This window comes from Bradyrhizobium sp. SZCCHNRI2009 (genome assembly GCF_032485115.1).
Lineage (GTDB): Bacteria > Pseudomonadota > Alphaproteobacteria > Rhizobiales > Xanthobacteraceae > Bradyrhizobium.
This window is the reverse complement of the sequence record NZ_JAUEUH010000004.1, coordinates 167,184-179,259: the sequence shown is the minus strand read 5'-3', so window position 1 is coordinate 179,259 and position 12,076 is coordinate 167,184. Positions and strand designations below refer to the sequence as shown.

General features: G+C 65.8%; 11 protein-coding genes. 1 reads left to right on the top strand and 10 read right to left on the bottom strand.

Annotated features, from left to right (window positions below):
• Positions 1-19: 19 nt before the first annotated feature.
• The 5 genes from QX041_RS15980 to cyoA are packed head-to-tail and all read right to left on the bottom strand — an operon-like array spanning position 20 to position 5,044.
• A complete protein-coding gene (locus QX041_RS15980; RefSeq protein ID WP_316165932.1) occupies positions 20-853 on the bottom strand; it encodes an SURF1 family protein in 834 nt (277 codons plus the stop codon).
• Positions 853-1,212: a cytochrome o ubiquinol oxidase subunit IV gene (cyoD, locus tag QX041_RS15975; protein ID WP_315752397.1), complete on the bottom strand. Its 360-nt coding sequence runs from the start codon at positions 1,210-1,212 to the stop codon at positions 853-855. Before cyoD ends, QX041_RS15980 begins: the two co-directional genes overlap by 1 nt.
• Entirely contained in the window at positions 1,209-1,838 is a 630-nt protein-coding gene (gene cyoC, locus QX041_RS15970; protein WP_316165931.1) for a cytochrome o ubiquinol oxidase subunit III, read from the bottom strand. The genes cyoD and cyoC overlap by 4 nt, the downstream gene beginning before the upstream one ends.
• The gene (cyoB, locus tag QX041_RS15965; protein ID WP_316165930.1) at positions 1,835-3,844 is read right to left on the bottom strand and encodes a cytochrome o ubiquinol oxidase subunit I; all 2,010 of its coding nucleotides are present in this window, start codon (positions 3,842-3,844) and stop codon (positions 1,835-1,837) included. The genes cyoC and cyoB overlap by 4 nt, the downstream gene beginning before the upstream one ends.
• 24 nt (positions 3,845-3,868) lie before the next feature.
• Complete coding sequence (cyoA, locus tag QX041_RS15960; RefSeq protein WP_316165929.1) at positions 3,869-5,044, bottom strand: ubiquinol oxidase subunit II; 1,176 nt, start codon at positions 5,042-5,044, stop codon at positions 3,869-3,871.
• Between the two features lie 154 nt (positions 5,045-5,198).
• On the opposite strand from cyoA, the gene QX041_RS15955 reads away from it, so the two are divergent.
• Complete coding sequence (locus QX041_RS15955; RefSeq protein WP_316165928.1) at positions 5,199-6,509, top strand: MFS transporter; 1,311 nt, start codon at positions 5,199-5,201, stop codon at positions 6,507-6,509.
• 4 nt (positions 6,510-6,513) lie between these two features.
• Here the strand turns inward: QX041_RS15955 and QX041_RS15950 are convergent, their stop codons facing one another.
• The 5 genes from QX041_RS15950 to QX041_RS15930 form a co-directional block, all read right to left on the bottom strand.
• Positions 6,514-8,226 carry a thiamine pyrophosphate-binding protein gene (locus tag QX041_RS15950; RefSeq protein ID WP_316165927.1) on the bottom strand — a complete coding sequence of 571 codons (1,713 nt, stop codon included), beginning with the start codon at positions 8,224-8,226 and terminating at the stop codon, positions 6,514-6,516.
• 28 nt (positions 8,227-8,254) lie between these two features.
• Positions 8,255-9,193, bottom strand: a complete 939-nt coding sequence (locus QX041_RS15945) for an AEC family transporter (protein ID WP_316165926.1) — start codon at positions 9,191-9,193, stop codon at positions 8,255-8,257.
• 37 nt (positions 9,194-9,230) lie between these two features.
• Complete coding sequence (locus tag QX041_RS15940) at positions 9,231-10,784, bottom strand: AMP-binding protein (RefSeq protein ID WP_316165925.1); 1,554 nt, start codon at positions 10,782-10,784, stop codon at positions 9,231-9,233.
• Positions 10,785-10,865: 81 nt separating this feature from the next.
• Positions 10,866-11,498, bottom strand: a complete 633-nt coding sequence (locus QX041_RS15935) for a hypothetical protein (RefSeq protein ID WP_316165924.1) — start codon at positions 11,496-11,498, stop codon at positions 10,866-10,868.
• The gene (locus QX041_RS15930) at positions 11,495-12,025 is read right to left on the bottom strand and encodes a c-type cytochrome (protein WP_315713478.1); all 531 of its coding nucleotides are present in this window, start codon (positions 12,023-12,025) and stop codon (positions 11,495-11,497) included. Before QX041_RS15930 ends, QX041_RS15935 begins: the two co-directional genes overlap by 4 nt.
• Positions 12,026-12,076 lie beyond the last annotated feature (51 nt).

Genomic DNA, 12,076 nt, shown 5'->3' with positions numbered 1-12,076 from the left:
AACGGCAAGCGTCGATCGCTCAAGACGCCGTCCCGCATCCACCCATGTCCTGCCGCTGCTGATCCCATTCCACATCCTGCGCTGCCGGCGCGCCGGGCTCACGCTGCGCGCGGAGGAGCCGCTGCAGCCCGGCGCCGGCCAGCATGAGGGCCAATGTAAACCAGGTCAGCGCGTAAACCAGATGGTTGTTCGGAAACGAGATCACGGTGAGTCCGCCGATTGGAAGTCCGCCAGGATTCGGGGTCGCATCGGCATCGACGAAGAATGGTGCGACGTCGGACAGACCGCGCGCCGCCGCGATCGCCGCGACGTCACGTGAATACCAGCGATTCCCCGCGGGATCGTTGTGGCGGAGGAAGCCGCCGCCAGGCTCGGAGATCCGCAGCAATCCGGTCACGTTGACTGCGCCATCCCGGTTCCCCGCGCTGCGGCTTGCGGGGTCGCGGCGATCCGCGGGCACGAAGCCACGATTGACGAGCACGGCGCCGCCGGCGGTCTGCAGCGGCGTCACCACCCAATAGCCGGAGCCCTCGACCGTCAGCGCCTGGACCAGCGTCTCGCGGTCGTTGAGGAAGCGGCCGCTCAACGTTATCAGCTTGTACTCGTCGCTGCTGCGATCGATGGCCGGCCAATCCGCCGGGCTCGGCGCCGGCACGGGCGCGGCATGAACGCGGCGCTCGACGCGATCAATCAGGTCGAGCTTCCAGGCCCGCCGCTCGATCTGCCAGACGCCCAGCGCCAGCAGCATCGCGACGCAGGCAACCCACGCCGCACCGATCGCGAGCCGCAGCGCGCCGGATCGCCCGCGGCTGGCCTCGTCGCGTTCCCCTGCCCCGTCGGCAGGAGCTGACATCACGGCGTCTGGCCCATCTCGTGCACCGGCATCATGTTGGTGGTCAGGTGATGCATGACCCAGAGCGAGCCGCTGAGCGCGATCACCACCATGATGATGGTGAAGATCAGCGCCATCATGGTCCAGCCGCCCTCGGCCTTGGTGTTCATGTGCAGGAAGAAGATCATGTGGACGACGACCTGCACGGCCGCGAATGCCATGATGATCAGCGCCGTGGCCTGCTTGTCGAGCGAGCCGTTCATGACCAGCAGAAACGGAATCGCCGTCAGGACGACGGAGGCGCCGAAGCCGATCAATTGGCCCGAGCGCGTGCCGGCATGGTCGTCCGCCGAACCGTGCGCATGTGCATCAGAGCTCATCGAAGCATCCCCATCAGATAGACGAAGGTGAAGACACCAATCCAGATCACGTCGAGGAAGTGCCAGAACATGCTGAGGCAGACCAGCCGGCGGCGGTTAGCCTCGATCAGGCCGTGGGTCCCGACCTGCACCATCAGGGTGACCAGCCAGACCAGACCGAACGTCACATGCAGGCCGTGGGTTCCAACCAGCGTGAAGAACGACGATAGGAAGGCGCTGCGCTGCGGCGTCGCGCCCTCATGGATCATGTGCGCGAACTCGGTCAGCTCGATGCCGAGGAAGGAGAGGCCGAACAGCCCGGTCACCACGAGCCAGGCCTGCATCGCGCCAATGCGGTTCCGCTGCATCGACAGCATCGCGAAGCCATAGGTGAGCGACGACAGCAGCAGGAACGAGGTGTTGACCGCGACCAGCGACAGGTCGAACAGATCCTTCGGCGCCGGCCCGGCGGCGTACCTGGCGCCGAGCACGCCATAGACGGCAAACAGGATCGCAAAGATGAGACAGTCGCTCATCAGATAGATCCAGAAGCCGAGCATCGTGCTGCTGCCTTCGGGATGCTCGTGCTCGTCGACGACATAGAAGACCGGCTCCCCGGCCTTCATCGTGCCCATCGCAACGGTCATGACTTGGCTCCTGCCACGAGCAGCTTGGTGCGCGCGCGCTCGACGCTTATGACCTCATCGGCCGGGATGTGGAAGCTGCGGTGATAGTTGAAGGTGTGGCCAATCGCGACCGCGAGCAGCGCGACGAAGCTGCCTGCCGCCATCCACCACATGTACCAGATCAGTCCGAATGCCATGGTGGTGCTGAGGCCCGCCAGAATCACGCCGGTACCGGTGTTGCTCGGCATGTGGATCGCCTTGAAGCCGGCGAGCGGACGCGCGTAACCGCGGCGCTTCATGTCCCACCAGGCGTCGTTGTCGTGGACGACGGGCGTGAAGGCGAAGTTGTAGGCCGGCGGCGGCGACGACGTCGCCCATTCCAGGGTGCGCGCATTCCAGGGATCGCCGGAGACGTCGGCGAGCTGCTCGCGGCGGAGGATGCTGACCGCGATCTGGATCAGGAAGCTCGCGATGCCCAGCAGGATCAGGAACGCGCCGATGCCGGCGATGATGAACCATATCTGCAGGCTCGGATCGTCGAAGGTGCGCAGCCGACGGGTCACGCCCATCAGGCCGAGCACGTAGAGCGGCATGAAGGCGAAGTAGAAGCCCACCGTCCAGAACCAGAACGACATCTTGCCCCAGAACGGATCGAGCCTGAAGCCGAACGCCTTGGGGAACCAGTAGGCGATGCCGGCGAACAGGCCGAACAGCACGCCGCCGATGATCACGTTGTGGAAATGCGCGACCAGGAACAGGCTGTTGTGCAAGACGAAGTCGGCCGGCGGCACTGCAAGCAGCACGCCGGTCATGCCGCCGATCACAAAGGTCAGCATGAAGGCGACCGTCCACATCATCGGCAGCTCGAAGCGGATGCGGCCGCGATACATCGTGAACAGCCAGTTGAACATCTTCGCGCCGGTCGGGATCGAGATGATCATCGTGGTGATGCCAAAGAACGAGTTCACGCTGGCGCCGGAGCCCATCGTGAAGAAGTGGTGCAGCCAGACCAGGTAGGACAGGATGGTGATGACGACGGTGGCGTAGACCATCGAGGTGTAGCCGAACAGCCGCTTGCCCGAGAAGGTCGAGGTCACCTCGGAGAAGATGCCGAAGGCCGGCAGGATGAGGATGTAGACCTCCGGATGGCCCCAGATCCAGATGAGGTTGACATACATCATCGGATCGCCGCCGAAATCATTGGTGAAGAAGTTGGTTCCGACGTAGCGATCGAGCGACAGCAGCGCCAGCACCGCCGTCAGCACCGGGAAGGAGGCGACGATCAGCACGTTGGTGCACAGCGAGGTCCAGGTGAAGACTGGCATCTTCATCATGGTCATGCCGGGCGCACGCATTTTCACGATCGTGCAGATCAGGTTGACGCCGGACAACAGCGTGCCAACGCCGGCGACCTGCAGCGCCCAGATGTAATAGTCGACGCCGACATCCGGACTGTAGGAGAGATTCGACAGCGGCGGATAGGCCAGCCAGCCGGTGCGCGCGAACTCGCCGACGAACAGCGAGCACATCACCAGAACGGCGCCCGACGTGGTCATCCAGAAGCTGAAATTGTTGAGGAACGGGAACGACACGTCGCGGGCGCCGATCTGCAGCGGCACAACGTAGTTCATCAGGCCGGTGACCAAAGGCATCGCCACGAAGAAGATCATGATCACGCCGTGCGCCGTGAACACCTGATCATAGTGGTGCGAGTTGAGATAACCTTCGGAGCCGTTGAACGCGATCGCCTGCTGAAGGCGCATCATCAGCGCATCGGCGAAGCCGCGCAGCAGCATGACGATGCCGAGCACCATGTACATGATTCCGATGCGCTTGTGGTCGACGGTCGTGAACCACTCCTTCCAGAGATAGCCCCACAGCCGGAAATAGGTGATGGCGCCGAACAGCGTGAGGCCGCCGAGCGCGACCATCGCGAAGGTGCCGACGATGATCGGCTCGTGCAACGGCAGCGACTCCAGCGTCAGCCGGCCGAAGATGAACCTGGTGAGATTGGCAGTGTCGAACATGATGTGACCCTCACGAATCCGACGTCACGAATCCGATTTGGAGGTTGTCCCCGTGATGAAGGTGGCCTTGGACGGCCGCAGCAGGCCGGGCCGCTCCAATCCACGGCCCTGCAGCGGCGTCCAGTCGAGCGGCGCCAGGACCGTCGGCGAGGAATCGTCGGCCATCCGCGTGACCTGATCGCCCGGCAGGCAGACGCCGCCGGCAACGAAGCTCGGCTCGGCGCCGAACACGGCGCCGCGGCCGGCGAACTTGTCGTAGGCGAGCGGCAGCGTGTTGCGGACGCCGGCCATGCCCATGCCGCCTCTCGCGTCGATCGCCATCATCTCGCTCATGCACATCTTGCCGGGCTCGACGCACATGTTGAGGATGGCGCGAAACAGGTCGCTATCCACCGATGCGTAGTAGCGGACTGGCTCGTTCGCGCTGGGACGCTCCAGCTTGAGATAGTCCGGCTTGCCAAGCCCGGCACCGCTGGCCTTGGCCTTCTCGATCCAACCGGCGAATTCGACATCAGACAGGCCATGAAAGGCAAAGCGCATGCCGGAGAAGCCGGCGCCGCTGTAGTTCGCCGAGAAGCCGCGATAGACGCCGGGCTTGTTGATGACGGCGTGCAGCCGGCTCTGCATGCCCGGCATCGCATAGATCTGGCCGGCGAGCGCGGGGATGTAGAACGAGTTCATCACCGACGACGAGGTGATCCTGAAATCGAGCGGCCGGTTCACCGGCGCCGCAAGCTCGTTGAGGCTGGCGATGCCATATTCGGGATAGATGAACAGCCACTTCCAATCGAGCGCGACGACGTCGACCTCGAGCGGCTTGTCCTGCGGCGTCACCGCGCGCTCGGCGGAGATGCGTCCGAGCGTGCGATAGGGATCGAGCAGATGCGTGCCCATCCACGTCACCGCGCCCAGGCAGATGATGATCAGCAACGGCGCCGCCCAGATCAGAAGCTCGAGCTGGGTGGAGTGATCCCAATCCGGCGTGTAGGCCGCCGCCTGGTTCGACTGGCGGTAGCGCCAGGCCACGAGGGCGGTTGCCGCCATCACCGGCACCACGATCAGCAGCATCAGCACGGTTGCGATGATCACGAGATCGCGCTGCTGGGCGGCCACGTCACCGGAGGGCGAGAGCACGACCAGATTGCAGCCTCCGAGCGCGAGCCCCAGCGGCAGCAGTGCCAAGAATTTCCAGTAACGCACGCTCAACCTCGTCGCACGGCGGATCTCTGAACGAGGCCTCACGTAGCGACCGGACGACACGGCCGACATTGGACAATTTGTCCAATACCGGAGCGGCGCCGAGGACGACAATTACGGGGCAACAATAGAGTATGAGAGGACTGCAGGCAGCGCGATGACACAGGCAGCGGCGACCGCCGACGGCGAAACCCATCTCTCCCGCACGCATGAGGCGCATCCGGGCGAGATCGCGATCGGCGTGATCATCGGGCGCACGTCGGAATTCTTCGACTTCTTCGTCTATGCCATCGCCTCGGTGATCGTGTTTCCGCGCCTCGTGTTTCCGTTCGCCGACGAGCTGACGCAGACCCTGTATTCGTTCGCGCTGTTCGCGCTCGCCTTCATCGCACGCCCGTTCGGCAGCGTGATCTTCATGGCGATCGACCGCCGCTACGGCAAGAGCGCCAAGCTGATCACCGCATTGTTCCTGCTCGGCACCTCGACCGTCGCGATCGCGTTCCTGCCGAGCTACCACACCGTCGGCGCCGCGGCGATCTGGCTGCTGGCGCTGGCGCGAATCGGCCAGGGCCTCGCCTGGGGCGGCGCCTGGGACGGCCTCGCCTCGCTGCTCGCCATGAATGCGCCGGAGCACCAGCGCGGCTGGTATGCGATGATCCCGCAGCTCGGCGCGCCGCTCGGGCTGATCGTCGCCAGCGTCCTGTTCGCGTTCTTCGTCGGTTATCTCTCCGCGGCCGACTTCTTCGACTGGGGCTGGCGCTACCCGTTTTTCGTGGCGTTTGCCATCAACGTCGTGGCGCTGTTCGCGCGGCTGCGCATGGTCGTGACGCCGGAATATGACGAGCTGTTCCAGTCGCGTGAATTGCAGCCGGCACGCGTCGCCACCACGATTCGGCACGAGGGTCGCAACATCGTGATCGGCGCCTTCGCGCCGCTCGCGAGCTTTGCGCTGTTCCACATGGTGACGGTGTTTCCGCTGTCCTGGGTGTTCCTCTTCACCAAGGAGACCCCGGCGCGCTTCCTGCTTATCGAGGCCGGCGGCGCCGTGTTCGGCGTCGTCGCGATCGTGGTGTCCGGCATGCTGGCCGACCGCATCGGGCGCAAGTCGCTCCTGATCAGCTCGGCGATCGCGATCGCGGTGTTCTCCGGCTTCGCTCCGCAACTTCTCGACGCCGGCCCGGTCGGCGAGACCATCTACATGGTGCTCGGCTTCATCCTGCTCGGCCTGTCGTTCGGCCAGTCCTCGGGCGCGATCGCCGCCAACTTCGCGCGCACCTATCGCTACACGGCCTCGGCGCTCACCGCCGACCTCGCCTGGCTGTTCGGCGCCGGCTTCGCGCCGCTGGCGGCATTGGTGCTGGCGGCCAATCTCGGCCTGCTGTCGGCCGGCGGCTATCTCTTGTCCGGCGCCGTCTGCACCCTGCTCGCGCTGTGGCTCAGCGCGCCGCGCCAACTGCAGCAGGTGTGAGGCCTCACGAGCCGCGCCACTTCCGTTCCGCCTCGTCCCACGCAGCAAGCGGCTGCAGGTCCGGCACCCAGGCGAGGCCCGTCTTGGCATCCGACGACACCGCTTCCGGCGTGACGACCATGTCGAGCAGCGCCGGGCGGTTGGCCAGCGCGCGCTGGATCGCGGGGCCGAGCTGCTCCGCGGTCTCGACGCGCTCGGCATGCATGCCGAAGGCGCGCGCCATCGCCGCGTGATCGGCAAATTGTAGCCTGGTGCCGACCACCTTGCCATGGGTGACGGTCTGGTCGTGGACCTCGATCTGCCAGGCGCCGTTGTTGGCGACGACGATCAGCACCGGCGCCTTGTGGCGCACCGCGGTGTCGACCTCGATCGCGTTGAAGCCGAACGCGCCGTCGCCGGTCGCGACCACCACCGGCTTGTCTGGATAGGCCAGGCTCGCGGCAATGCCATAGGGCACGCCGATGCCGATACAGCCGAACGGGCCGGGATCGAGCATCAGGGGCGCGCTCAGGCCGACGCGGGCGAAGGACAGGAAATCACCGCCGTCGGTGATGACCACGGCGTCATTGCCGATCGCGTCCTGAATGGCCGAGAGCACGCGATTCGGATGCAACCGGCCGTCGGAGCCGGCCGGCGCCATCGCCATGCTCTGCTTCAGCTTGGCCGCGCGCTCCTGATGCGCGGCCCGCAGTCTTGCAGCCCATTGGCGATCGACGGCCGACTCGCGGTTGCCCGCCAGCCCCACCATCGCGCGCAAGGTCTCCGCTGGTGTCGCCAGGATCTCGGCCGCACCGCGGCGGTTGTCGCGCAGCTCGCTGGCGATGTCGCTGATGCGGACGAATTTGGCGTCCTTGAACACAGCCGGGGAGCCGTAGGCGAGCTGGAAGTCGAGCCGGCGGCCGACCGTCAGCACCACATCGGCATCGCCCATCACGGCGCCGCGCATCGCGCCGACAACAGACGGATGATCATCAGGTACCAGCCCCCTGCTCTCACCGGTGTCGAGATAGACGGCGCCGAGCCGGTCGAGCAGCGCGATCAGCTCAGGGCCGGCACCGCGCGCGCCGCGGCCGGAGATGACGAGCACGCGGCGCGCCGACCACAACAGCTCGACCGCCTTCTCGACCTCGGCCGGATCAGGCCGCGCTGCCGCACGCGGCTTCGGCGCGAGATGCTCCTCCAGTTGCAGCGCCTTGGGCACGATGCCGCGCAAGGTATCCACCGGGAAATCGATGAAAACGGGCCCGGGCTCGCCGCCGTCGCCGAAGGCGCGGGAGATCGCCTCGTCGAGCTCCTGCAGCACCAGCGACGGCTCGCGCACGGTGCGCGCATAGCGCGTGATCGAGCGCACCAGCTGAGTGTGGTCCATGTCCTGCAGGCCGCCGCGGTTCTCCTGCGGCCGCGGATTGCCGCCCGAGATCACCAGCACCGGCGCGCGCGAGACATGGGCATTGGCGATGCCGGTGATCGCGTTGGTCATGCCCGGCCCGGCGGTGACCAGCGCGACGCCGAGCTCGCCGGTGAGCTCCGCATGCGCCTGCGCCATGTGCACGGCGGCGCGCTCGTCGCGCACGTCGATGATGCCGATGCCTTCCGCGTCCAGCCGCATCCAGATCGGCATGATGTGGCCGCCGCACAGCGCGAACACGCGGCTGACGCCGCGGCGCTTGAGCAGGCGGGCGATCAGATCGGCGGCACTGTCGGGAGAGATCTTCATCTGACGACTCCTGCGGATGGTGACGTGATCAGCCCGGCGCGAGCCAGGCCACGAGCAGCGAGACAGTGAGGACGGCGAAGATGTGTGAAACGAGAATCGAGCCGGAGGTGACGCCGGCCTCCAGGCCGTAGAGCTTGGCGATCGTGAATGGTCCCGAGCCGATCGGCAGCGCGCTCAGGATCACGGCCGAATGCGACCACAGCGGCGGCATCGAGAACACGTGAAAGGCGAGCAGCGCGGTCACCGCCGGCTGCATCACGAGCTTCAGCGAGACGAGGATGACGATCGAGGTCGCATCGCGCGTCGCGACGCGCTCCTGTGCCAGGAACAGCCCGATGCAGACCAGCGCGGCCGGCGAGGCTGCGCCGCCGAGCAAGGTCGTGAAGCTGAGGAATGGCGCCGGCAGTGAGAATCCGCTGAGGCCGACCGCGAGTCCGGCGACGGGCGCGATGAACAGCGGGCTGGTCAGCAGCGAACGCGCCACCTTGGCGACCGTCGCCCCGAGCGTGGCGCCCTTCTGCAGATCCATCTCGACGACCACGATCGCGAACAGGAACAGCACGCAGGCCGTGAACAGGGTGGCGATGATCGAGGCCGGCGCGCTGTCCGGACCGAACACCAGGAGGCACATCGGAATGCCCATGAAGCCGACATTGCTGTAGCCGGCGTCCAGCCCCTCGATGCTGGCGTTCGCAACGCGCCGGCCGCGCAGACGGCTGATCACGAAGCCCGTCGCGAACGTCGCGGCGATGCCGCCGCAGAACGCGCCGATGAAGCCGAACTGGCTGACCTGCTCGACGCCGATCTTGGACATCGCGGTGAAGATCAGCGCCGGCAGCGCCAGATAGACGGCAAAACGGTTGAGATTGTCGGTCGCGGTGCGATCGAACAAGCCGAACCAGCCACACAGGAATCCGGTCAGGATCAGCGCGAAGATCGGAAGGGCGGAATTGAGGACGGCCTGCATCGCAACTACATATCAGACCGTAAGCCATTGCAGCGACTCACTGCGAGAATCTCTTCTTCAGCTCGCGATGCAGGATCTTGCCCGTCGCGTTGCGCGGCATCTCGGCGTCGGTGATGAAGGCGTAGGAGCGCGGCCGCTTGAAGCCGGCGAGCCGTTCTTTCGCCCATTCGGCCAGATCGCCCTCCTTCACCGCCATGCCATCGCGCGGCACGATCACGGCATGAACGCGCTCGCCCCATTTGTCGTCGGGCAGGCCGATCACGGCGATGTCCTTGACACCAGGATGCGCGCCGACCTGCGCTTCGACCTCGGAGGGATAGATGTTCTCGCCGCCCGAGATGATCATGTTGCTCTTGCGGTCGGCGAGATGGATGTAGCCGTCGGCATCGCGGCGCGCCATGTCGCCGACCGAGCAGTAGTCACCGCGGAACGCCTCCGCGGTCTTCTCCGGCAGGCGCCAATAGCAGTCGAAGGTGTGCGCGTTCGACGAATAGAGCTCGCCCGCCTCGCCGTCCGGCACCTCGTGGCCGGCCTCGTCGAGGATGCGGATCGGTGCGGCGCCGACACACTCGCGCCCGACCGAGCCGGGCTTGGTAAACTGCTCATGCGGATGCAGCATGGTGACCCAGCCAGTCTCGGTCGCGCCATAGAGCTCATAGAGCCCGGACTTCGGAAACATCTCCATCACCTCGCGCTTGGTCTCCGGGCGCGCCGGCGCCGAGGAGATCATCAGCTTGGTGACGGCGCTGAAATCATGCTGCGCGCGCACCGCGCGCGGCAGATCCAGCATCATGATGTAGTGAGTCGGCACCAGCGACGTGAACGTGGAGCCGCCATCGGCAAGCGTCGTCACGGCGTGCTCGGGATCGAAACTCTTGCGCGAATAGATCGAGTTGACGCCGCCGATATAGCCGAACGCGCCGAAGAAGTTCAGCGAATTGGCATGGCACATCGGCATCACCAGCAGCGCGCCGTCGTTGCGGCTCAGCTTCAGTTCGATCTCGGTGACCATCGACAAGAGGACGGCGCTGCGATGGCTGCGCAGCACGCCCTTGGGCTTGCCGGTGGTGCCCGAGGTGTACATCAACGTCCAGGGATCGGACAGCGCGACCTGCTGGTCCGGCTCGCGGTCCGCAGCCGCGGCGATGACGTCCTCGTAGCCGCGATAGCCTGCCGGACGCGGCCTGGTGCCAAAGTGGATGAAGCGGTCGTCGGCGATGCCGAGATCCTTGCGCGTCGCCTCGACCAGGCCCACGAGTTCGTCCTGCACGATGACAGCGGCCGCTTCGGCATTCTGCACGATGAACTGCATCTCGGGCGCGGTGAGGCGGAAATTGATCGGCAGCGCCACCAGGCCGGCTTTGGCCGTGGCTGCATAGATCTCGCACCATTCGACACAATTGTAGGCAAGGATCGCAACCCGATCGCCCTTGGCAAGGCCGAGCCCGAGCAGCGCGTTTGCGAGCCGGCACGCGCGCTCGTTCCACAGCGCAAAGCTCATCGCACGTTCGAGATCTCGGGCACCGGTGCGCTCCGGCGACATGCGCGCATGGGCCGACAGCATCTGCCCGAAATTCAAGAGATCCCTCATCGTCGTTTCCTCCCGGCAACCGGGTTCACGACGCCGACTGGCGCGCGCCTCCAGCGGAGCGCGATGAAGGTCGGCGGCGGATTAGTTGATATCCTTGGTGATCCGCACCAGCGTCTGATCGACGAAGCTCTTGGCGTCCTGATCCGGCTTGCGGAACAGCTCGCGCTCGACCGTCAGGGTCCGGCCGGGCACCGTCTTCTTGCAGACCTCGCGCAGGAACACGCCCCCGACGGGCTGCTCGCCCGCGGTCGGCTGCTGCTCCTTGCACTCCCAGCCCTCGGCGCCATAGCGCGACTTCACCTGGTTGCCGAGCAGGAACGCCTTCTTGCGAATATAGAGCCGCGCCTTCGGATCGGTCTCGATCGTCAGGCCGGTGACGGTGCCCTTGTCGTCGACCAGGACCGTCAGCAGCACGGGATGACCGGCCACCTTTGTGCCGTCCTGGCTGGTCTCCGGATCGAAATCGAAGCGCACCGCGTACCGCGCCTGCTCGTCCGCGGGACAGTCGCGCCATGCCGACCACGCATTGAGCTTGCGATTCGGATCCTTGGCGCAAGTCAGATTGACATAGCCCTGATCGGGCAGGTCGCCGACCGGCATGCCGACGGTGATGTCACGCAGATCGTAGTTCGGCACCGCCTGCGCGGAGGCCGCGTGCATCACGAACGACAGCACGAACGTGGCGAAGATCGCAGCGCAGGTCGACCGCTTCATTTCGATGGCTCGCTTGCAGGCTTGGTGGCATTCGCCTTGTAGATATCGCAGACCCGCGACGTGTTGCCGAAGAAGGCGGTGCACTCGTCGTAGGTCGGCTCGCCGCGCCCCTTGATGTGCGCGAGCACGTAGTCTGCGACCGCCTCGATGTCGTTCGGCCGCAGGAACACGCCGCCTTCCGGCGGCATGCGCTCGCCGACATCCTGGCGGCTCATGCCGTAGCACTTCGCCGTGTCATAGGAGCCGCGCGCGAAGTACGGCATGCCCGTCCCGGGCCGGCCGCAGGTCACGGTCTCGATGATCTGGTCACGAGTGAGCTGCGTCCTGCGCAGCGACAGCGCGTCGCCGCCATAGCCACCACCGCCATTGCCGTGCCATTTGTGGCAGCCGACGCAGTTCGCGCGCTTGAACACGGCCTTGCCGGCCTCGGTCGGATCCGCCGGCGCCGCGGACTGCGCCAACGCGAGCGAAGCGGAGCCGAGGACGAGAGCCGACGTCACGGCGAACGTGATCGCACTGAGTTTCATCTGATCTTCTTGTCGAACAGGGGATAGGAGGCGGAGCGGAGGCCATGCCTC